This window comes from Arthrobacter sp. 10T44, from assembly GCF_056393885.1.
Genome location: NZ_JBFTGT010000004.1, coordinates 257,139 through 277,604, shown reverse-complemented (window position 1 = coordinate 277,604; position 20,466 = coordinate 257,139). Strand labels below are relative to the sequence as shown.

Annotated in this window: 17 protein-coding genes; 4 read left to right on the top strand and 13 right to left on the bottom strand. The window is 69.3% G+C overall.

Annotation, left to right across the window (positions count from 1 at the left end):
• Window positions 1–16: 16 nt before the first annotated feature.
• On the bottom strand, window positions 17–691 hold the full coding sequence (locus tag AC1DBL_RS09225) for a response regulator (RefSeq protein WP_476925974.1): 675 nt from the start codon (window positions 689–691) through the stop codon (window positions 17–19).
• Entirely contained in the window at window positions 688–3,372 is a 2,685-nt protein-coding gene (locus tag AC1DBL_RS09220) for a DUF4118 domain-containing protein (RefSeq protein WP_476917772.1), read from the bottom strand. Before AC1DBL_RS09220 ends, AC1DBL_RS09225 begins: the two co-directional genes overlap by 4 nt.
• A gap of 169 nt (window positions 3,373–3,541) precedes the next feature.
• On the opposite strand from AC1DBL_RS09220, the gene AC1DBL_RS09215 reads away from it, so the two are divergent.
• A complete protein-coding gene (locus tag AC1DBL_RS09215; protein ID WP_441417955.1) occupies window positions 3,542–5,518 on the top strand; it encodes an APC family permease in 1,977 nt (658 codons plus the stop codon).
• 35 nt (window positions 5,519–5,553) lie between these two features.
• On the opposite strand, the gene AC1DBL_RS09210 is transcribed toward AC1DBL_RS09215, so the two are convergent.
• The gene (locus tag AC1DBL_RS09210) at window positions 5,554–6,189 is read right to left on the bottom strand and encodes a PAS and ANTAR domain-containing protein (protein ID WP_476892901.1); all 636 of its coding nucleotides are present in this window, start codon (window positions 6,187–6,189) and stop codon (window positions 5,554–5,556) included.
• Between the two features lie 172 nt (window positions 6,190–6,361).
• The gene (locus AC1DBL_RS09205; RefSeq protein ID WP_013599688.1) at window positions 6,362–6,565 is read right to left on the bottom strand and encodes a cold-shock protein; all 204 of its coding nucleotides are present in this window, start codon (window positions 6,563–6,565) and stop codon (window positions 6,362–6,364) included.
• A gap of 160 nt (window positions 6,566–6,725) precedes the next feature.
• Between AC1DBL_RS09205 and AC1DBL_RS09200 the strand changes: the two genes are divergently transcribed.
• Window positions 6,726–7,469, top strand: a complete 744-nt coding sequence (locus AC1DBL_RS09200; protein WP_441417953.1) for a glycosyltransferase family 2 protein — start codon at window positions 6,726–6,728, stop codon at window positions 7,467–7,469.
• On the opposite strand, the gene AC1DBL_RS09195 is transcribed toward AC1DBL_RS09200, so the two are convergent.
• The 6 genes from AC1DBL_RS09195 to AC1DBL_RS09170 form a co-directional block, all read right to left on the bottom strand.
• Window positions 7,466–8,431 carry an alpha/beta fold hydrolase gene (locus AC1DBL_RS09195; protein WP_441417952.1) on the bottom strand — a complete coding sequence of 322 codons (966 nt, stop codon included), beginning with the start codon at window positions 8,429–8,431 and terminating at the stop codon, window positions 7,466–7,468. The genes AC1DBL_RS09200 and AC1DBL_RS09195 overlap by 4 nt on opposite strands.
• A 58-nt stretch (window positions 8,432–8,489) precedes the next feature.
• On the bottom strand, window positions 8,490–9,560 hold the full coding sequence (locus AC1DBL_RS09190; RefSeq protein ID WP_441417951.1) for an alpha/beta hydrolase: 1,071 nt from the start codon (window positions 9,558–9,560) through the stop codon (window positions 8,490–8,492).
• 103 nt (window positions 9,561–9,663) lie between these two features.
• The gene (locus AC1DBL_RS09185; RefSeq protein ID WP_476892900.1) at window positions 9,664–12,399 is read right to left on the bottom strand and encodes a PEP/pyruvate-binding domain-containing protein; all 2,736 of its coding nucleotides are present in this window, start codon (window positions 12,397–12,399) and stop codon (window positions 9,664–9,666) included.
• A gap of 11 nt (window positions 12,400–12,410) precedes the next feature.
• Entirely contained in the window at window positions 12,411–12,725 is a 315-nt protein-coding gene (locus tag AC1DBL_RS09180) for a hypothetical protein (protein WP_441417949.1), read from the bottom strand.
• A gap of 93 nt (window positions 12,726–12,818) precedes the next feature.
• The gene (locus AC1DBL_RS09175; RefSeq protein WP_441417948.1) at window positions 12,819–13,874 is read right to left on the bottom strand and encodes a zinc-dependent alcohol dehydrogenase family protein; all 1,056 of its coding nucleotides are present in this window, start codon (window positions 13,872–13,874) and stop codon (window positions 12,819–12,821) included.
• Between the two features lie 40 nt (window positions 13,875–13,914).
• A complete protein-coding gene (locus AC1DBL_RS09170) occupies window positions 13,915–14,490 on the bottom strand; it encodes a TetR/AcrR family transcriptional regulator (protein WP_476892899.1) in 576 nt (191 codons plus the stop codon).
• A gap of 105 nt (window positions 14,491–14,595) precedes the next feature.
• On the opposite strand from AC1DBL_RS09170, the gene AC1DBL_RS09165 reads away from it, so the two are divergent.
• Together AC1DBL_RS09165 and AC1DBL_RS09160 are read left to right on the top strand one after the other, a co-directional pair.
• A complete protein-coding gene (locus AC1DBL_RS09165; RefSeq protein ID WP_441417946.1) occupies window positions 14,596–15,810 on the top strand; it encodes an MFS transporter in 1,215 nt (404 codons plus the stop codon).
• A gap of 11 nt (window positions 15,811–15,821) precedes the next feature.
• Window positions 15,822–16,682: a 3-hydroxyacyl-CoA dehydrogenase family protein gene (locus AC1DBL_RS09160; RefSeq protein WP_441417945.1), complete on the top strand. Its 861-nt coding sequence runs from the start codon at window positions 15,822–15,824 to the stop codon at window positions 16,680–16,682.
• A 23-nt stretch (window positions 16,683–16,705) separates the two neighbouring features.
• Here the strand turns inward: AC1DBL_RS09160 and AC1DBL_RS09155 are convergent, their stop codons facing one another.
• Genes AC1DBL_RS09155 through AC1DBL_RS09145 form a run of 3 tightly spaced genes read right to left on the bottom strand, consistent with a single transcriptional unit; the run spans window position 16,706 to window position 20,410 of the window.
• Window positions 16,706–17,509 (bottom strand): SDR family NAD(P)-dependent oxidoreductase, encoded by an 804-nt coding sequence (locus AC1DBL_RS09155; protein ID WP_441417944.1) that lies wholly within the window; start codon window positions 17,507–17,509, stop codon window positions 16,706–16,708.
• A gap of 10 nt (window positions 17,510–17,519) precedes the next feature.
• Window positions 17,520–19,112: a class I adenylate-forming enzyme family protein gene (locus tag AC1DBL_RS09150; RefSeq protein WP_476892898.1), complete on the bottom strand. Its 1,593-nt coding sequence runs from the start codon at window positions 19,110–19,112 to the stop codon at window positions 17,520–17,522.
• The gene (locus AC1DBL_RS09145; protein ID WP_476925973.1) at window positions 19,109–20,410 is read right to left on the bottom strand and encodes an MFS transporter; all 1,302 of its coding nucleotides are present in this window, start codon (window positions 20,408–20,410) and stop codon (window positions 19,109–19,111) included. The genes AC1DBL_RS09150 and AC1DBL_RS09145 overlap by 4 nt, the downstream gene beginning before the upstream one ends.
• Window positions 20,411–20,466 lie beyond the last annotated feature (56 nt).

The following is a 20,466-nucleotide window of genomic DNA, read 5'->3' as shown; positions in this document are numbered from 1 at the left end:
CCGGGCCGCCCCCGCTTCAGGGCTGGAAGCGGTAGCCGATCCCGGCCTCGGTGAGCAGGTGCCGGGGTGCGGCGGCATCCGGTTCCAGCTTGCGGCGGAGCTGGGCCATGTACACCCGGAGGTAGTTGGTCTCCTTCGCGTAGGCCGGACCCCATACCTCGGACAGCAGCTGTTGCTGGGTGATGAGCTTCTCCGGGTTACGGACCAGCACTTCCAGCATTTTCCACTCCGTTGGGGTCAGGCGGACGTCCTCGCCGTCGCGGGTGACCCGGCGCTTGCCGAGGTCCACGGTGAAAGCGTCGGTTGTGACCACCGGTTCGTGCTCCGGATCGGCGCTGCGGCGCAGCAGCGCGCGCAGCCGGGCCAGCAGCTCGTCCAGCCCGAACGGCTTGGTGATGTAGTCGTCGGCGCCGGCGTCGAGGGCCTGGACTTTGTCGTCCGAGCCATGGCGGGCGGACAGCACGAGAACGGGAGCCTGGGTCCAGCTGCGGAGTTTCGCGAGGACTTCGGTGCCGTCCATGTCCGGGAGGCCAAGGTCCAAGACGATCAGCGCGGGCGGGATTCGGGCCGCAGCCAGGAGCGCGGACCGGCCATCCGACGCCGCAGTGACGTCATAGCCGTGGGCCCGCAGCGTGATCCGCAGGGCGCGCAACAGGTAGGGGTCGTCGTCGACCACCAGCACTGCGGTCATGGCACGTCCGTGGGGGAAGAGAGGATCGGCGGTGCATGGTGGCGCCGGACCAGCGCGGACTGGGGCTCGAGCGGCGCCTGGTCCGGGTCCTCCCGGAAGGGTGCACCCTCGGAGATCGGCAGGCTGATGACCATGGTCAGGCCGCCTCCCGGCGTGGCCTCCGCGCTGAGCCGGCCGCCCATGGCCTCGGTGAACCCTTTAGCCACGGCCAGGCCGAGGCCGACGCCGCTGGCCCGGCTCGCGTCATCCAGACGCTGGAAGGGACGGAACATCTCCACGACCTTCTCCGCCGGGACTCCCGTGCCGTGGTCGATGATCCGCATCTCCCCGGCGGGCCGGCCACCCACCATTGCGGGACTGAGTCCGCCGCTGCTGCCCGTGAGCACAATGTCCGAATCCGGGGCGTACTTCACGGCATTTTCCACGATGTTCGCGATGACACGCTCAAGCATTCCGGGATCCGCCTCCACCTCCGGCATGTTCGCCGGCAGCTCCACCCGGACCCGTCCGGCCGGGACTCCGTGCAGGCCGCCGCCCACCACCTCGTACCAGCGCACGGGCCGGAGCATGGGGGTGACGGAATCGGAGGTGATCCGGGACATGTCCAGCAAGTTTCCCACCAGGCTATCGAGCCGGTCGGAGCACTCGTCGATGGTCGCCAGCAGCTCCTGTTCCTCTTCCCGGCTGTAGCGGACACCGGGCTGACGCAAGCCCCCGACCGCGAGCTTAATGCCGGCCAATGGGGTGCGGAGGTCATGCGAGACGGCGCGGAGCAGCGAGGTGCGTACCGTGTTGCTTTCAGCAAGGCGGGCCAGCTGGCTCCGGCTGGCCTGCAGTTGCTGGTTCTCCAGCTGGGCCAGCAGGTGCACGCCAAACGCTCCAAGCAGACGCCGGTCGCTGGCCGGAAGCACCCGCCCGGAAAGGACCAGCCGGGTGGTGGCATTGATCTGTTCGACGTTGTCCCCGGACGGTCCGTCAGTGGTCGACGGGCCCCCGCCCTGGCGGGCTGCCACGGGTGGAAAGTCGCCGACGCCGGCCAGCAGCCGCCACTGCGCTGGTCCCGGCTCGGCGTCGACGTCGCCGCCAGCCAGGCCGAACAGGGCGGCGCCGCGGACCTGGAAGACGTCCAGAGCCTGTTCCAGCAGGCCCGTGACGGTGTCTTCGGAACCCGCTGCGCCGCGTGACAACTCGGCCAGCGTAGTTGCTTCGGCCCTGGCCCGGGCGGCCTCCTTGGAGCGCCGCGCGGAGAGGTCGACGACGACGGCGACGGCGGCGGACACGCCCACAAAGACCAGCAGGGCGAGAACATTCTGGGCGTCGCTGATGGTCAGGTTGCCCAACGGTGGGGTGGAGAAGTAGTTCACCAGCAGGCTGCTCCACAGCGCGGCGAAGATCGCAGGCCACAGCCCTCCGACCAGCGCCACAGCCACGGAACCCGTCAGCTGCACCAGCATGGACGTGGCCAGGTTCTTGTCCGGATTGACCGCCAGCAGCAGCTGGAGCAGCGCAGGAACAACAACAGCGAGGCCGAAGCCGACGCTGACGCGGAGCCTGCCCAGGTCCCTGTGCCGGTTCCGGCGCACACCGCTTGGGGCACGCTCCTGCGGCACGAGATGGACATCGATGCCGGCGGAAGCGCGGAGCACCCTGGCGGTGGTGCCCCCGCCACGGAGGCCCGCCATCAGGCGGGCTGCAGGGTCCTTGCGGGAGACGCCAAGGACCAGCTGGGAGGCATTGACGCTGCGCGCGAACTCCAGCAGCGCCTCAGCCGGATCCTCGCCGGTGACCACGTGGTAGCTGCCGCCAAGGTCCTGGACCAGCTGCCGCTGCCCTTCAAGGGCCTGCGGCGACTCGTCCGCGATCCCTTCGGAGGCCCTGACATGGACGGCCAGCAGGTCGATGCCGCTGACGCGGTGGAGCAACCGGGCGCCGCGGCGGATCAGCGCCTCGCCCTCGGTGCCCCCGGCCAGTCCGACCACGACCCGTTCCCGGGCCGGCCAGCTGTTGCTGATCCGCTTACCCTCCCGGTAGCTGGCCAAGCCCTCGTCCACCCGGTCGGCCAGCCACAACAGCGCGAGTTCGCGCAGGGCCGCCAGGTTCCCGGGGCGGAAGTAGTTGGACAGTGCCGCGTCCACCCGGTCCGGCGGCACAATTTTGCCGGCCGCCACACGCTGCCGCAGGAGGTCGGGGGAGAGGTCCACGAGTTGGAGCTGGTCGGCCCGCCGGACGACCCCGTCGGGGACGGTTTCCGCGGGACGGCCCTGGGTGATCGCACTGACGACGTCGGCCAGGGAGGCAAGCTGGTGGATGTCGAGGGTGGACAGGACGTTGATCCCGGCCGCCAACAGTTCGTCGATGTCCTGCCAGCGGTGCCGGTTCCTGCTGCCGGGGGCGTTGGAGTGGGCGTACTCGTCCACCAGGGCGGTGGCCGGCGCCCGGAGCAGGACGGCGTCCAGGTCCAGTTCCTCGACGTCGAGCCGGCCAAGGGGCACCCGGCTTGGCCCAAGCACTTCGAGACCCGCCAGCAGTGCGCGGGTCTCGCGGCGGCCCCGGTCGCGGGCGAAGGCGACGACCACATCCTCGCCGGCGCCCTGGAGCCGGTGCCCTTCCCGGAGCATGGCGTAGGTCTTGCCCACGCCCGGGGCGGACCCCAGGAAGATGCGCAGCGTTCCACGTGCCATGCAGCCATTCTTCCATTCCGACCAAGCCCCGGCGGAGGAGCGCGGCGTAAAGGATTCATCAAGATCCGCGCCAGGGGGGCTGCCGGAGTCCCGGCCGCTGCTAGCTTCGCAACTGAGGGGCAGAATGCGGCGCCCGCCCGTGAGAGAGGCGCCGTGAGGAAAGGACGAGATGACCACCCTGAGCAGGCCGCCGGTAGACCCGTCGGCGCCGAAGCCCGCCCGCCGGACCATCCTGCGGAATTGGCTGCTGGTGGGGCTGCAGGACAGCAAGGGCGCGCACCAGGGCCCCGGCGGCGTGCCCACGGCCCAGGAGAAGAAGCACACCTGGTGGCAGGTCATGTGCCTGACCGGCGTCGACTACTTCTCCACCCTGGGCTACCAGCCGGCCATCGCCGCGCTCGCCGCGGGGGTGATTTCGCCGCTCGCGACGCTCGTCCTGGTGGCGATTACGCTGCTCGGCGCGCTGCCGGTCTACCGCCGCGTCGCCGGCGAGAGCCACCGCGGCGAAGGGTCCATCGCCATGCTGGAACGGCTGATGCCGCGCTGGGGCGGAAAGCTCTTCGTCCTGGTCCTTCTCGGCTTCGCCGCGACTGACTTCATGATCACGATGACGCTGTCCGCCGCTGACGCCACCGCCCACCTGGTCCAGAACCCGGTGGCGCCCGGTTGGCTGCAGGGACAAAACGTCCCCGTCACCCTGATCCTGCTGGCCCTCCTCGGAGCGGTGTTCCTGCGCGGCTTCAAGGAAGCGATCGGCGTCGCCGTCGTGATCGTCGGACTCTATCTGGGCCTGAACGTCGTGGTCGTCGCCGCGTCGCTTTGGGAGGTGCTGAGCCATCCGCTGGCCGTGGACAACTGGTGGCAGGCCATCTCCACCTCGCACGGAAACCCGCTGCTGGCGGTCGGGTTCGCGCTGCTGGTCTTCCCCAAACTCGCCCTGGGCCTCTCCGGGTTCGAAACCGGCGTCGCCGTAATGCCGCAGATCAAGGGCCATGCCGACGATACCGAAGAGTACCCGGCCGGCCGGATCCAGGGCGCGCGCAAACTGCTGACCACCGCCGCCCTGATCATGAGCACCTTCCTGATCGTCAGCAGCTTCACCACCGTGGTGCTGATTCCGGAGCAGGAGTTCCAGCCCGGCGGCCAGGCCAACGGGCGCGCCCTGGCCTTCCTGGCCCACGAACACCTCGGCGTGGGCTTCGGCACCGTCTACGACATCTCCACGATCGCCATCCTCTGGTTCGCCGGCGCCTCCGCCATGGCCGGGCTGCTCAACCTCGTGCCGCGCTACCTGCCCCGCTACGGGATGGCCCCCGGCTGGGCCCGGGCCGTGCGTCCCCTGGTCCTGGTCTTCACCCTCATCGGTTTCCTGATCACATGGCTCTTCGACGCCGACGTCGACGCGCAGGGCGGCGCGTACGCCACCGGCGTGCTGGTGCTGATGACCTCGGCGGCCGTGGCCGTGACCCTTTCGGCCCGCCGCCAGCGGCAACGCAAGCGCACCGTGGGCTTCGGCGTCATTGCGGTCGTGTTCATCTACACCACCGTGGCCAACATCATCGAACGCCCCGAAGGCATCCGGATCGCGTCGATCTTCATCCTGGGCATCATCGTGATTTCCCTGCTCTCCCGCGCCCGCCGGTCCTTCGAGCTGCATGCCACGCACGTCCATCTGGACCGGCAGGCGCTGGAGTTCATGTCCGACGAGCTGGAAGGGCCGCTCCGGATCGTCGCCCACGAGCCGCTGCGCCTCAGCGCGGAGGCGTACCGGCAAAAACTGGAGTCCGCGATTGAGGTCAGCCACCTGCCGCTGGACTACCGGGCGCTGTTCCTGGAGGTCATCGTGGATGATTCCTCGGACTTCGAAACCGAACTGGAGGTCCGCGGCATCACCCGGCACGGCTACCGGATCCTTGAAGTGCACGGCCCCGTGGTCCCCAACACGATCGCCTCGGTGCTGCTGCACATCCGGGACGTGACCGGGCTGATGCCGCACATCTATTTCCGCTGGACCGAGGGGAACCCGCTCACCAACCTGCTGCGCTTCCTCGCGTTCGGCGAAGGAGAAATCGCGCCGGTCACCCGCGAGGTGCTGCGCGAGGCCGAACCCGATGTCACACGGCGGCCCTGGGTGCACGTCGGCTAGGACTGGGCGGCAACCAGTGGCTCGGGCTGGGGGCGCTACAGGGTAGGAAGATCCTGGCTCTTCGCATCCCTGGGCGTGGCCGTGGCGCGCTCGACGATTTCGCTGGCAATGGCGGTGACCTTGCGGTTCGTGTCGGCGCTCAACTGGCTGATGAGCCCGAATGCTTCATCTGCGTTGACCCCCGTGCGCCCCATGAGGATGCCTTTCGCCTGTTCGATAACCGCCCGGTTGCGGGCGGATGCCGCGACGGCTTCTGTGGCGAGTTGATGGCGGTCAGTATGGATTGATTGGGTGAGGTCCACGATGACGCCCCAGACACCGACGGGTGTAGTGCCTTCGAGGATGTAGTCCGCGGAGAAGAGCAACTTGTGCTGCCGGTTCTTTTTGTCGCGGATTGAGACGTAGATGGACGATGGCCCGCCCACGGTCGCCACGCGTTCCCAGTAGGCCTGGACTTTTGGCCGGTCTTCGGGCTCGAGGTGGGGGAAGACCATTTCCATGGACGGGACCACTTCGCCCCGTTCATACCCGTAGATTCGGTAGAGGCCGTCAGACCAGCGGAAAACGCCGTCGGCGAAGTAGTACTCGACCAGCCCGGTGGGGCAGTCGAGGAAGTCGTCGTTGGGGGCCCGGTCAGGGACTGACCCCGGATATTTGCTCTTTGATGTCATGGGCCGGGCCGTTCGACGTACTGCGCCCGGCGTTCCTGCGTCTGGGCCTGAAAGGTCCAGAATATCGCAGGGCCACTGTCTGACAACGAAACAAAGCCCCTCCGGAGTGACTCCGGAGGGGCTTCATGTTTTCTAGGAGAAGTGTTCCGGCAGGCCGGGCCTTCCTGAAAGCTTAGAGCGGGCGGATGTTCTCAGCCTGGGGGCCCTTCGGACCCTGGGTGACGTCGAACTCGACCTTCTGGTTCTCGTCCAGCGAGCGGTAGCCGCTGGAAGCGATTGCCGAGTAGTGGGCGAAAACGTCGGCCGACCCGTCATCCGGGGCAATGAAGCCAAAACCCTTTTCGGCGTTGAACCATTTAACTGTGCCTGTAGCCATGCCTTTATCCTTCTGAAATGCTGCTGATCTCCGGCGGCCACGGAAGGCCAACGGCTGCGGAGACATTCGTCCGCTGTCCCCAACGTACGGGGCGCAGGGCCGCGGTGCAAGAGGCTGAGTGCGGGAGTTAATCCCGGGCTGGAGCTATAGTCGGCTCACCATGACAACAATCTCGGTGGTCATTCCCACCCGGAACGATGCGCAGATGCTCGCCGCGTGCCTGGCGGCACTCGGCAGGCAGAGCCGCCGCGCCGACGAGGTGATCGTGGTGGACAACGGCAGCACCGACAACACTGCCGCGGTCTGCACGGCCGCCGGGGCGCGGCGGATCGTCGTTGACCTGCCCGGAATCGCGGCGGCTACCGCCCGCGGATTCGACGAGGCGGACTCGGAAATCATCGCGCGCCTGGATGCCGACTCCGTCCCGCCCGCCGACTGGCTGGAACGTGTCGAAGCCATCCTGGACAAGGCCGGTCCGCTGACCGCGGTGAGCGGGCCCGGGAACTTCTACGGCGGGACGCGGTTTGCGCGCTGGGTGGGCCGGAACATCTGGATTGCCGGTTACTTCTGGGCCATCGGTCTCCTGCTGGGGCATCCGCCGCTGTTTGGCTCAAATTTCGCCCTGCGGGCCGACGTCTGGGAAAAGATCCGCGGCACGGTCCACCGGGGCAGGCCGCCGGTGCACGACGACCTCGACATTTCCTACCAGATCCCGCCGGAGGTGTCCGTGCTCTGGGAGCCGGCGCTGCGGGTAGGCGTCTCGGCCCGGCCGTTCGAAAGCCGGCACGCCGTCGGGCGCCGGCTGTCGATGGCGTGGACGACGTTCGGCGTCGAGTTCAGGTCCGAGCGCCCGCTGCGCCGGCGCCGCCGCCGCAAGCGGTGGGAACGCGCCCACCGGCGCTAGCTGCCTGGCGGCGCCCCGTCGGCGTCGGCGTAGAGCGCGATCAGGTCCCGGCTCATCTGGTGCGGCGACGTTTCGCTGGGGCTGTGGCCGCCGCGGTAGACGGAGATCTTCGCGCCGATCGCCTGCGCAAAGCGGCGGTGCAGTGCGAGCGGCCAGAGGTCGTGTTCGCCGACGGCGACGAACTTCGGCAGCGCCGCCGCGGCCAGGACCGGCCGGAGGTCCGGGGCGTGCTGCATCAGCCCGAAAATGTCGTTCACAGCCTTCCGGCGGGTGAAGCGGAAGCGGTATCTCACGAAACGGATCCGGTTCTGCCCCACGCGGACCACGTTGCTGCGGATGCCCGCGATCATCAGCGCCGCGCCGACCCTGGCGCTGGCCCAGCCGCTGAACCGGCCGATCCGCTGGACCCCCCGGAAGCTGTTGCCGGGCTCGGGTGGGCAGCTGAGCAGCGTGAGGCTGCGGAACAGCTCCGGCCGTTGCGCGAACGCCACCTGCGCGACGATCGCGGCGAAGGAGTAGCCGACGACGTGCGCGGCGCCCTCCCCGTCCTCCAGCAGGGCGATCAGGTCGTCGGTGAAGAGCTGGTAGTCGTAGTGCTCCCGCGGCGGGTCGAGGTGCTCGGGGCCGGCGTCGGCGGACTCATACTGGCCCGCGATGTCGCAGCTGAGCACAAAGTAGCCGGCGGCCGCGAGCCGGGGCAGCATCAGCGAGAAGTCTTCCTTGGACCCCGTCGCGCCCGGGACCATCAGCACCCGTGGATGGGCCGGGTTGCCCATGGACAAGGTCGCCAGCTCACCGCTCGGCGCATGGAAGGTCCCGCGGACAGAGCCCGACGGCGGGGCGAACCAGTCGACGTCGGGCAGGGCGGCGTCCAGCCGGGCGGCCTCGTCGATGAGCCCCGAGCCGAAGACCCCGGGGTCCGGTTCCGGTGTGCCCGGAAGGTTGCGGCCTGTTGACGCCATGGACTAAACATAGCCCCCGGCGCGGGGGCGGTTCCCGGACGGCGGTCCGCCGGGGTCCTCAGGCGCCGGCCACCCTGCGCACGAACGCGTGCAGGCGGCGGTAGACCTCCTGCGACTCCGGGTAACGGAAGTCTTGCTGCCACGTGTGTTCGGTGTTTGGGGAGTCCCAGCCGTAAATCAGGGTGTCAACGTGCACCTCGTGCTTCCGCAGGCGCTCTATGAAGTTCAGGTTGGCGGCGTAGAAGAAGTCGCGTTCCGAGGTGGTCACGAAGACCGGCGGGAACCGGGCGTCGAGCCACTCGATCGGGGACAGGAAGCCGGCCGCCCTGCGCAGCTCCGCGATGCGGCGTCGGCCAGGGCGGCGCGCTGCCCGGGGCAGGAGCATCCGGACGAAGTCCAGGCTGAGGACGAAGCCCTTGTCGAAGAACACGGAGAAGTCCACGACGCTGCAATGCTGCACCAGCCCGCGCAGGCTTGAGGCGGGGGTTGCCGGCGCCAGCGCGTAATGGCCGGCCAGTTCGGGACGGAAGCTGGCAGCGGCAAGGAGAGCGGCGATCTGGCCGCCGGCGGAGTCGCCGCCGAGGACAATCCTGGCGGGGTCGCCGCCGAAGCCCGCGATGTTGTCGCGGACCCAGGCCAGCGCAGCGTTGGCGTCCTGGAGGACGTGGGCCATGTGGAAGCGCGGGGCCCGGCGGTAGTTCACGTTGACGGCGACCATCCCGCCCTCCGCTTGGCTGGCGCAGTACTTGGTCAGCGAGGCCTTGTCGCCCGAGGTCCAGCCTCCGCCGTGGAAGTAGACATAGACCGGCTGCGGCCCGGCGCCGTCCGCAGGAGCGGCCCCAGCGGCGGACGGGGTGATGACGTCCAGGCGGTGAGCCCTGATGCCGTCGCCCACGAAGTCAATGTCGTGGAAGTAGTCGACGCCGGTGACGGGGTCGGCGTTGAAGCGGGCCTTTTCGCTCGGGCCCAGCGAGTGCATCAGGACCCGCCAGGCCCACACCGGAACCCGGCGGAGCACGCCGCGCGCGCGGCGTGCGAGGCCGAAGGCGCCGCCGGCCCGCTGTGCAGGGTATTGCACGGGCTGCTGCGGGAAGGGTTGCTGGGGTGGGGGCTGGACCGCCGGGGTCATGCTGCCATTCTAGCTGGCACGGCTGTGCTACCACGGTGAGGACAGCCTGTTCCCGGCGGCACCCGGGGCTACGCCCCGGGCCTCAGCCTGGGTGCGGCTGAGCTCAGTCCGGCAGTTCCTGGACCGTGCCGGCGGCGCCGTCCACGGTGACCCGCTGGCCGGTGTGCAGCCTCGTGGTGGCATCCGGCACGCCCACCACCGCCGGGATCCCGTACTCACGGGCGACCACGGCCCCGTGCGAGATGACGCCGCCCATCTCCATGACCAGGGCACCGGCCGTCATGAAGAGCGGGGTCCAGCCGGGGTCGGTCGAAGGGGCCACCAGGATTTCGCCGGGCTCGAGGCGGGCGCCTACCGGGTCCAGGATCACCCTGACCAGCCCGGTGGCGGTGCCGGCCGATGCCGGGGTCCCGGACAGGGCGCCGGTGGCCGGACGCTTCGCCATCACGGCGGCCTCCACGTCGGTCCCGTCCGAGAGCAACACCCGCGGGATGTGGCGGCGGCGCAGTTCGACGTCGTACAGGCGGCGGCGGCTCGCGACGAGAGGCTGCATTCCGGCACCCCGCAGGGCCACCCGGAGCTCGGCGAAGTCCAGGAAGAACACATCGTCGGGCGCCGCGATAACCCCGGCACGCACCAGCTCTTCGCCAACCAGCAACAGCTGCCGGTGCATTTCGCCGAGGATCTTGACGATGTGGAACTTGGGCAGCTCGCGCAGGCCGGACAGCTCCCGGACCCGGCGCAGGCACAGCTCGAGCAGCCGGGCCCGCCACTGGCCCCGGGCGCCGGCGCGCTCCACGAGACTGCGGATCCTCTCCTCCGCGTGCTCGGCGGCCCGGCGGAATTGCCGGTCCGGGGCCTGCTCGGGGTCCTCGACGCGCAGGTAGTTGGAGATCATTCCCAGGATGTGGTCCGGCTGGTCCGACCAGCGCGGCATGCCCAGATCGATCTCGGCCACCGCCCGGTGGCCGTACCGGACCAGGAAGTCACGGACCCCGGCCTGCGCCGGCGCGGGAAGCGAGCCGGCGCGGTATGCCGCCGCGAGCCGCGCCGGGTCCTGCGCCAGGAAGACGTCCCGCGAGTCGGGATCGGCGCCGATCCCGACGGCCAGTTGCCAGAGTTCCAGGTCCATCTCGGTGGTCACATTGTGCGGCAGCCCGCGCAGTACCGCCTCCAGCTCGCGCGGCGGGGCGATGCCGCGAAGCAGCCGCCGTGCCACGGCCAGCATGATGTAGCCCACGGATGGCCCGGGCAGGGTGGCGCGGATCAGCCCGTCAATGGTCCGATTGGTGATCAGTTCGGTGTAGTCGAGCCGCTGCACGGCGGTGGCGGGCTCGGGCAGCACCAGCTCCGCTTCGAGGCGTTTTCCGTAGGCCTCGGCCCGGCGAAGTTCGGCCTCAGGCCGGAGGGCGGCGCCAAACAGCGCCGGGATCAGGCCGAGGAGCATGGCCAGGGTGGTGCTGGCCTCGGCGCCTTGGACCTGCCCACCGCCGGTGGCCCGGGCGGGCCGGGGGAGGGCCTTCCGGGGGCGTTGCCTGAGCGCGAATCGCGGATCCGCCAGCAGTTCGGGGAAGATCGCGGCCGATCTGCCGTCCGCCAGCGGCAGCACCCGCGTCAGGTAGCGGCGGCCCCACTTGTTCTGCACAATCGCGGTGAGGTCCACGTACATTCGCAGCCCGGGGTTGACGTACCGCCAGGGGCCCTTGCGGTTCCGCATCAGGCCGAGGGCCGCGAGCCCGATCGGCGTGATCGGTCGGGTGAGCCCCTGGAACAGGGTGCCGCAGAGGTAGACGCGCGCCCCGGCCGAGGGCGGATCAATGGGGGTCGGGGTGTTGGAGAACGGATCCTCCAGCGGATACAGCGTGGTGATCGGACGGGACTGCGTCAGCCAGGCCTTGCCCGCGGCGTCGATGACCCACTCCACATCCTGCGGCGCGCCGAAGAGACGCTGGACTGCGTCGCCCAGGCGGGTCAGTTCGGTGAGTTCGGCGTCCGCCAGGCTCCAGCCGCGTGCGGGACCGCCGTCGCCCGGAACCCGGGCCAGGACCGCCGCCGTCGCGGTGTCCACGGTGAACTGGTCAGGATTTACGGCGCCCGACACCACAGCCTGCCCCGCGCCGGGGCTGGCGTTGATCACCGTCTCGGTCCGGGTTCCGGTCACCGGGTTGGCGGTGAACATCACGCCTGCAGTGGCGGCGTCGACCATGAGCTGGACGACGACGGCGAGCCCCACCTCGCGGTGGCTGATCCCGTTGGCGGACCGGTAGGCCACCGCCCGGTCGGTCCATAGCGAAGCCCAGCAGCGCCGCACGGCGTCGACGACGGCGTCGGCGCCGCTGACGCCGGTGAACGAGTCCTGCTGGCCGGCGAAGCTTGCAAAGGGCAGGTCCTCGGCCGTGGCCGAGGACCGCACCGCGACGGCCGGCTGCGCGCCCAGCAAGCCGTAGGCCTCCCGCAGCGCCGCGTCGACGCCGGGCGGAACCGGCGCTGACAGGATCAGCTCTCGGGCGCTGGCCGCCAGGCGGTCCAGTTCCGCCGGCCCCGGACCGGCCGCCTGGCCAGCCGCTGCGCCGGTAGCGCTGTCGGCGGGCGCGCCGTCGGCAGCCGCGTCGAGCCGGGCGGCCAGGGCTGCCAGCGCGGGCGGGGCCGCGAGGCGGTAGGCGTCGGTGGTGAGGCAGAAGCCGCGCGGCACCGGAAAGTCCGCGGCGGTGAGCCTGCCAAGGTTCAGCGCCTTACCGCCGACCGACCGCAGGGGAGCGGAGGCGGTCCGGCCAAGGTCCAGCACGAACTCGTCCGGCGCAGCGGCGTCCGGCTCACCGTCGTCCGCTTCGGAGCGCATGGCTTGCGCGCCTAGTCGCTCGCCGGGTCGCCGGCGTCCTCCCACTGGACGTCCAGGTTGCGGAACACCGGCGGCGAATCGCACAGGGCCGCCATGCGCGCCGCGAATTCGGAGGTTTCCGGCCGCCGGGAATTCTCCATCGCCGACTCGTAGGAATCGAACTCGACGATGGTGAGGTACGTGCCGGGCCGGTCACGGTCCGCGGTGTTCAGGATCCGACGGAAGGTCGGGGCGGTTTCACCCTCGGTCCGGGAGGGCCTGCCGAGCGCTTCGATCTCCTCAATGCGGGACGACTGGTATTCGATGATCTGCACAAACCTGGCCATGACGGCTCCTTGACGGCTGCGGGTGCTGATGCGCATCACGCTAGACCCGCCGTCCCGGCAGTGCAAGGGCCGCACGATCCCCTGCCCGTTCGGCTAGGGCGTCAGCAGGACCTTGATGGCGCGCCGTTCGTCCATGGCGCGGTAGGCCTCCGGCGCCTCCTCCAGCGGCATGACGACGTCGAACACCCGGCCGGGGTTGATGCTGCCGTCCAGCACGTCGGCGAGCAGTTCCGGAATGTAGGTCCGGGCGGGAGCCATCCCGCCGCCGATCGAGATGTTGGTGTCGAACAGGTAGCGCAGCGGAATCTGGGCGCCGCCGGTCGGCACGCCCACGAAGCCGAGGGCGCCGCCCGGGCGGATGCTGTGCAGCGCCTGCTCCATGGATTCCTTGGTGCCGACGCATTCCAGCACGGAATCGGCCAGCACTCCGCCGAGCAGTTCGCGGACCTTCGCGACGCCGTCGTCCCCGCGCTCCGCGACGATGTCCGTGGCGCCGAACTCCCGGGCGATGGCTTGCCGGTCGGCGTGCCGGGACATGGCGATGATCCGTTCCGCGCCCAGCCGCTTGGCGGCCAGGACTCCACAGAGGCCCACGGCGCCGTCGCCCACCACGACGACGGTCCGGCCCGGTCCCGCTTTTGCCGCGAGGGCTGCGTGGTGGCCGGTGGCCATGACGTCGGAGAGGGTCAGCAGGCTGGCGCGCAGCGCGTCGTCGGGCTCGGTGATGCCAGGAACCTTGACGAGGGTGGCGTCGGCGAGCGGGACCCGGACTGCCTGGCCCTGGCCTCCGTCGATGGCCAGCCCGGCGTCGTCCTTGCCGCCCCAGCCGGCCAGGTGGTCGCAGGCGACCGAGACACCGTTGAGGCACTGCGGGCACTTGCCGCAGCTGACCACGAACGGCGCGATCACCAGGTCCCCCACGGCCAGATCGGTCACCGCGTCGCCGATGCTTTCGACCAGGCCGATGAACTCATGGCCGATCGCACGCGGCTCGTGCGTGGGCCGCACGCCGCGGTACGGCCACAGATCGGAGCCGCAGACGCAGGAGGCGGTGACCTTGACGACGGCGTCGGTGGGCTGCTGGACGGTGGGGTAGTCGCGGTCTTCAACCCGGATGTCGCCGGGGCCGTGGATGATGGTGGCGCGCATGGGGGCTCCTCGCCTGGTCGTGGATGGGGTGGAAACGAGTCTAGTCCTGGACGTCGGTGGCGGTCCCGGGGCGGAGCAGCCGGCTGATCCGGTCCTGGACCCTCAATTCCGGGGCGGACTCATGGTTGAACAGGATGCGGTAGATGACCGGCGCCACCACGGTGTCGATAATCTCCCGGGCCGCCGGCGCGGTTTCGCCGCGGGCTTCGGCCAGCCTCCGGAGCTCCTCGACATGGCCCTGCATAAGAGCGAAGTAGTCCCGGGTCACGGCGCCGTCCGCGAGCATGTCCCGCAGCACCTGCCGCCCCAGCGGGGAGGAAAATTCCTCGACGTAGGGGACGAACCAGGCCTCCATGTCCCCCCTGAGCGACCCGGTGTCCTCCACCTGCTCGGGCAGCATCCGGTTGGACGCGACGGCGGCGAGCAGCCGCGGCAGGTCCCCCCACCGCCGATAGATGGTCGAGGAGTTCACGCCGGCGCGTTCCGCCACCAGCGGCACCGACAGGGCCGAGCGGTCGCCGTCGTTCTCCTCCAGCAGCGCCCGGACCGCCTGGTGCACTGCCTGCTGGACGCGGGCGCTGCGGCCGCCGGGTCGCGGAGTCGCTGTAGCCATCATCACACCATGCTAAGGCACAACTTCTGCTTTAGTGGCGGCGTCCGGTGCTAGTCTCTTAATGCACAGATTGTGCGTTAGTTATCTGGTTGGCAGGCAGGGAAAGCATTGAAGAACACCGGTACCGCGTTCTGGCTTCACGCGGCGCTCCTGACGGTCTTTATCGGGGCCTCGTCGGCGCCGTCGCCGTTGTACGAGTTTTACGCTCGGGAATGGGGGCTCGGCTCCGCCGCTGTGACGGTCGTCTTCGCGGTGTACGCGGTGGCCGTGCTGCTGACGCTGCTGGTGGTCGGGTCGCTGGCGGACCATCTCGGCACGCGGCCCGTGCTGCTGGGGGCCGTGGCGCTGCAGATCGGGGCCATGATGACCTTCGCCTTCGCTCCCGGTCCGGAAATGCTCCTTGCGGCGAGGGCCCTGCAGGGTGTCGCTACCGGCGCGGCCATGGGCGCGGCCGGCGCCGCTCTGCTGGCCTTCGAAGGCGCCGGCCGCCGGGGCCGTGGTTCCCTCGTGAACAGTGCCGCTTCGCCGGTCGGGCTCTCCATCGGCGCGCTCGGCTCGGCGTCCCTTGTCCGGTTCCTGCCGGAACCGACCAAGACCGTGTACTTTTTCCTCGCGGCCCTGCTGCTGGTTCTCGGGACCGCCCTGCTGTGGCTGCCGAGCGCGGGGCGGAAAGCCCCCGGCTGGCTCCGTTCCCTGGTTCCCGAGGCGAAGGTCCCCAGTTCCGCGCGCAAGACAATGGCTGCGACCATGCCGGTGGCGGCCGCGACCTGGGCGCTCGCAGGCTTCTACCTCTCCCTCGGCCCTGCCCTTGCGCATTCGATCACGAAGGACAGTTCCGTGCTGGTGGGCGGGCTGGCCCTGTTCGCCCTCTTCGTCCCGGGGGCGCTGGCAATCCTCGTCGTCCGCCGCTGGTCCGACCGGAACACGCTCCTGACCGGCGTCGTCTCCCTGATCGCCGGGATATCCCTGACAGTCCTCGCCGTGCAGCTGGGGTCCGCGCCGCTCTACTTCACCGGCACCATGGTGGCCGGCGTCGGATTCGGCAGCGGCTACTTCGGCGCGATGCGGATGACGCTGCCGCTGTGCGGGCCGCACGAGCGCATCGGGATGCTCTCCAGCATCTACCTGATTTGTTACCTCGGCTTCAGCGTCCCGGCCGTGGCCGCCGGGCTGCTGGTCGCCGTGGCAGGGATGAAGGGGACGACGCTGATCTATGGTGCCGCGCTGGTGCTGGCCGCCGTCCCCGCCCTGGTGCTGACCGCCAAGGCGACGACCCGCAACAACCCCATCAACCCGGTTGCTGGACCGTCAGCAGCCTCCTGAAAGGAACTGACATGAGCTTCACCCTTCCGGCCGACATTGCAGGCCGACCCATCACCGTGATCGGCGGCGGCACGCTGGGCCGCCGCATCGCGCTGATGCTCTCGCTCCGGGGCGCCGAGGTGCGCGTCTTCGACACGAACCTTGCCGTGGCCCAGGCCGCCGTCGACTACATCGGAACCGAGCGTCCCGGCGTCGCGGATGAGTTCGGCGGCACTGCCGAGGGGCGGTTCACGGCCGGCGATGACCTTGCCGCAGCCCTCCGGGACGCCTGGCTCGTTGTCGAGGCGGTGCCGGAAAAGCTCGAACTCAAGAAGAAGATCTTCGCTGATCTTGACCGGCTGGCCGCGCCCGACGCCGTGCTGGCGAGCAATTCCTCCTCGTTCGCTTCGGCCGAATTCATCGACGGGGTGGACGCGCCGGAACGCGTCCTGAACCTGCACTTTTACATGCCGCCGGCGGTGCGCTCGGTGGAGCTGATGTCCAGCGGCCGCACCGATCCGGCGATCATTGAGCTGCTGATGGCCGAGCTGCCGAAATACGCGCTGACCCCGCACCTGGTCCGCAAGCAGAGCACCGGCTTCATCTTCAACCGCGTCTGGGCCGCGATCAAGCGCGAGTCCCTGCTGGTTGTGGCGGAGGGGGTTGCCGAACCCGAAGACGTCGACGCCTTGTTCCTCGACGTGTTCAAGGCCGACACCGCACCGTTCCGCTTCATGGACCAGGTGGGCCTGGACGTGGTTCTCGACATCGAAAACCACTACTGCGGGCTGGCCGGCGTGGAGAACAAGTCGGCGCCGCTGTTGCAGGACTACATCGAAAAGGGCTGGCTGGGGGTCAAGAGCGGCCGCGGTTTCTACAACGACTACTCCTGACCTTTGTTGCCCTAATCGTTGCCCTAGAAGCCCAGTGAGATGCCGCCGTCGACCCGCAGTTCGATCCCGGTGACGTAGGCGGACTCGTCGCTGGCCAGGAAGACTGCGGCATTGGCGACGTCCCAGGCGGTGCCCATGTGGCCCATGGGCACCTGGGCGTGCCGCTTCTTCAGCATCTCCTCGCGCTGCCCGTCCGCGTAGGCGCCGGCCAACTCGGCGGATTCGGTCACCATGGGCGTTTCCATCAGCCCCGGCAGGATGGCGTTGACCCGCACGTGCTTCGCCGCGTACTCCGCCGCGGTGGTGCGGCTCAGGTGGTTCAGCGCCGCCTTGGAGGAGTAGTAGGTGGCGTACGGGACGCCGGTCCAGCGGATGCCCGCCAGCGAGGAAATGTTGATGATGGAGCCGCCGCCCTGGGCAACCATGTGCGGGATGACGTGCTTCATGGTCAGGAACGGGCCCTTCAGGTTGATCGCGTGGACCCGGTCCCACTCGGCCTCGTCGAGTTCAACCACGCCGCCTACCTTGGCGATGCCGACGTTGTTGTCGAGGACGTCGATCCGGCCGAATTCTTCGATGACGGACGCGACGGCGCGGCCCACCGCGGCCGAGTCCGTCACATCGAAGGCGAGATGCCGTGCCTGGCCGCCCTCGGCCAGGATCAGGCCCTCCGTCTCCTTCGCTGCCGCCTCGTTGACGTCCGCGCACACCACCGTGGCGCCCTCGCGGGCAAACGCGATGGCCGTGGCCTTGCCGTTGCCCATTCCCGGGGCGCTCGAACCGGCGCCCACCACGAGGGCAATCTTTCCCTGCAGTCTCTTCGTCATCAGTGTTCTCCTAGATCTTGGATTTCTCGTTGCGCCAAAAAGTTTCGCGGATGTTCTTCTTCAGGACTTTGCCGTTGACACTGCGCGGCAGCGCGGGGACCAGGTGTACGGCTTTCGGTGCCCGGATGCTGCCCAGTTCCTGCTTGCACAGGGCGATGACTTCCGCCTCTGTGACGGTGCAGCCCTCGTTCAGTTCGACGACGGCGGTCACCGCCTCGCCCCAATCAGGGTGCGGGGAACCGACGACCGCGCAGTCGCGCACGGCCGGGTGGCTCCAGATCACCTGCTCGACTTCGCTCGGGTAGACGTTGAAGCCGCCGGAGATGATCAGGTCCCGCCGCCGGTCGGTCAGGTGCAGGTAGCCCTCCTCGTCGAAGACGCCGATGTCGCCGGTGTGCAGCCAGCCGTCGCGCAGCGCCTGCGCCGTTTGATCCGGGTTCTTGTAGTAGCCCTTCATGACCAGGTCGCCGCGGACGCAGATCTCGCCGGGGGTCCCGGCCGGAAGCGCCTGGCCGTCGTCGTCGCGGATCTCGACCTCGACCAGCGGATACGGCCGGCCGCAGGAGGAGAGCCGGGAGTCCGGGGCGATCGCGCCGGCCACGAAGTGCTCATCCGGGCGCAGGAAGGTCACCGACGCCGGCGCCTCCATCTGTCCGTAGAGTTCCATCATCACCGGACCGATCGCCGTCAGTGCCTGGCGCAGCTTCTCGACCGACATCGGGGCCGCGCCGTAGATCAGGTAGTGCAGCGAGGAGAGGTCCCGTGGTTGTTCCTTGAGGACCTCCAGGAGCCGGTAGATCACGGTGGGAGGCAGGAACAGGTCCGTCACCGCGTACCCCTCGATCGCGTCGAGGACTGCGCGGGGGTTCGCCTTGGGCAGGACCACCACGGTCCCGCCGCGGGCCGTGGCGGCCAGGCTCAGCAGGCCCGCGGTGTGCGTCATCGGCGCGGCGGCGAGGTTCACCACGGCATCCTCCGAGCCGTAGTGGGCCGCCATCATCAGGTGCGCCACAAACGCGGACAGGCTCCGGTTGGTGTTCATGACGCCCTTCGGCAAACCCGTGGTGCCGCCGGTGGGGGCCAGTGAGACCACGTCCTCCGGGGCCGCGTCGACGGCCGGCTTGGTCGCCGGCTGGGCCGCGATCCACTGGCTGAAGGGGGTTGTCCCGGGCGTCCCGGGTGCGGCGGAACCCGCGGCCTCGGCGGCGGCGTCCGGCCCGAACCGGATCCAGTGACGGACCCCGGGCAGCCCGTCCTGGAGCTGCCGGACCGGCTCGTCCAGGCCGGCATGGAAGATCACCAGTTCCGCGTCGAATCCGGCCAGCAGCTGCGCCGTTTCACCGGTCGGGCTCGCCGGGTTGGCCGGGATCCAGGTCAGTCCCGCCCGCCAGACGCCGAGCACACAGATCCACGCGAGGGGATCGTTCGGGGAGAGCACCGCGATCTTGGCATCGGGGGAGAGGCCCGAGTCCAGCAGTGCGTTGGCGATCCGGCAGGACAGTTCGCCGGCCTCGGTGAAGGTGAAGGCGGTTTCTTCCTGCACGTAGGCGACGCCATTCGGGTTGCAGCTCCAGCCGCGGTCAAAGAATCCGATCACGCTCACTGCGGCAGCCCCGTCCGGTAGCTCTCCTTGAGGCGCAGGAAGACCGCCGTCGTGATCGCAGCGAGGATGGTCAGGTACCAGCCGAAGGCGTCGATCATCTTGGCATCGGCCAGCCAGGTGGCCACGTACGGTCCCGTGCCGCCGACCAGCGCCACGCCCAGGGCGTAGGGGAGGCCGATGCCGGCGGCCCTGATCCGGGCCGGGAAGAGCTCGCACATCACGGCGGAGGTGATGGAGGTGTAGCAGGCGAGCAGCGTCAGGGCGGCCATCTGAACCAGCAGCAGGGACAGGAAGCTGTTCTGCAGCATGTGGAGCAGGGGGATGGTCAGCACGGTGAAGCCGACGCCGGACGCCAGCAGCAGCGGCTTGCGTCCGATCCGGTCCGAGAGGATGCCCATCAGCGGCTGCAGGACCGCGAAGTAGCTCAGCGAGATCAGGCCAACGAAAAGTGCGTTCTTCATGTCGAAGCCCACCGTGATGTGCGCGTAAGTAGGCAGGTAGGAGGAGAAGACGTAGAAGAACAGGGTCGGCGCGGCGTTGATGCCAAACACCAGCAGGCATTCCTTGGGGTGGGTGCGCATGAACTCGAAGGCCGAGGGCCGGGCGGGCTTGGCACCGGGCGGGACGGACGAATCGGCGGCGTCGTCGAGCGCCAGCGTTTCTTCGGCGAAGCGGCGGATGAACAGGCCGGCCACCGCGCCGAGGGTTCCGATGGCGAACGGCACGCGCCAGCCCCATTCGTGCATGGCGTCGTCCGGGAGCCCGGCCACGAGGAGCGCCACGGAGCCGATCGCCACCACGTTGCCGAGCGTCGCGCCGATGTAGAGGAAGCTGGAGAAGAAGCCGCGGCGGCCCTCCGGAGCCGACTCGACCAGGAACGTCGAGGAGGCAGCAAATTCGCCGCCGGTGGAGAGGCCCTGCAGGAGCCTGGCCACCACCAGCAGGATCGGCGAGAGCACGCCGACCTGGTCGTAGGTGGGTGCCACGGCCACCAGCAGGCTGCCGACGCCCATCAACATGACGGTCGCCGTTAGCGCCTTCTTCCGTCCCAGGCGGTCCGCCACCATGCCGCCCAGCAGGCCGCCGAGCGGCCGCATGAAGAAGCCGACGGCGAAGATCGCCATGGCGCTGAGCAGCGGGACCACGGGGTCGCCGGTCTTGGGAAAGAACTGGCTGGAAAAGTACAGCGCCAGCATGGAATAGACGTACCAGTCGAACCATTCGACGATGTTGCCGACCGTTGCGGCCGCGAGTTGACGGGTCCTGCTGACGGGTGGTGCTGCGGTGATGACGCTCATCCGGTGACTCCCAGATCCGATGGGCCCGGACGAAGGGTGCCGCATCGTCCGGCCCG

What these genes read in the sequence shown, in the direction of transcription:
- AC1DBL_RS09225 (WP_476925974.1), bottom strand. Translation starts at nt 691, where the DNA reads ATGACCGCAGTGCTGGTGGTCGACGACGACCCCTACCTGTTGCGCGCC.
- AC1DBL_RS09220 (WP_476917772.1), bottom strand. Translation starts at nt 3,372, where the DNA reads ATGGCACGTGGAACGCTGCGCATCTTCCTGGGGTCCGCCCCGGGCGTG.
- AC1DBL_RS09215 (WP_441417955.1), top strand. Translation starts at nt 3,542, where the DNA reads ATGACCACCCTGAGCAGGCCGCCGGTAGACCCGTCGGCGCCGAAGCCC.
- AC1DBL_RS09210 (WP_476892901.1), bottom strand. Translation starts at nt 6,189, where the DNA reads ATGACATCAAAGAGCAAATATCCGGGGTCAGTCCCTGACCGGGCCCCC.
- AC1DBL_RS09205 (WP_013599688.1), bottom strand. Translation starts at nt 6,565, where the DNA reads ATGGCTACAGGCACAGTTAAATGGTTCAACGCCGAAAAGGGTTTTGGC.
- AC1DBL_RS09200 (WP_441417953.1), top strand. Translation starts at nt 6,726, where the DNA reads ATGACAACAATCTCGGTGGTCATTCCCACCCGGAACGATGCGCAGATG.
- AC1DBL_RS09195 (WP_441417952.1), bottom strand. Translation starts at nt 8,431, where the DNA reads ATGGCGTCAACAGGCCGCAACCTTCCGGGCACACCGGAACCGGACCCC.
- AC1DBL_RS09190 (WP_441417951.1), bottom strand. Translation starts at nt 9,560, where the DNA reads ATGACCCCGGCGGTCCAGCCCCCACCCCAGCAACCCTTCCCGCAGCAG.
- AC1DBL_RS09185 (WP_476892900.1), bottom strand. Translation starts at nt 12,399, where the DNA reads ATGCGCTCCGAAGCGGACGACGGTGAGCCGGACGCCGCTGCGCCGGAC.
- AC1DBL_RS09180 (WP_441417949.1), bottom strand. Translation starts at nt 12,725, where the DNA reads ATGGCCAGGTTTGTGCAGATCATCGAATACCAGTCGTCCCGCATTGAG.
- AC1DBL_RS09175 (WP_441417948.1), bottom strand. Translation starts at nt 13,874, where the DNA reads ATGCGCGCCACCATCATCCACGGCCCCGGCGACATCCGGGTTGAAGAC.
- AC1DBL_RS09170 (WP_476892899.1), bottom strand. Translation starts at nt 14,490, where the DNA reads ATGATGGCTACAGCGACTCCGCGACCCGGCGGCCGCAGCGCCCGCGTC.
- AC1DBL_RS09160 (WP_441417945.1), top strand. Translation starts at nt 15,822, where the DNA reads ATGAGCTTCACCCTTCCGGCCGACATTGCAGGCCGACCCATCACCGTG.
- AC1DBL_RS09155 (WP_441417944.1), bottom strand. Translation starts at nt 17,509, where the DNA reads ATGACGAAGAGACTGCAGGGAAAGATTGCCCTCGTGGTGGGCGCCGGT.
- AC1DBL_RS09145 (WP_476925973.1), bottom strand. Translation starts at nt 20,410, where the DNA reads ATGAGCGTCATCACCGCAGCACCACCCGTCAGCAGGACCCGTCAACTC.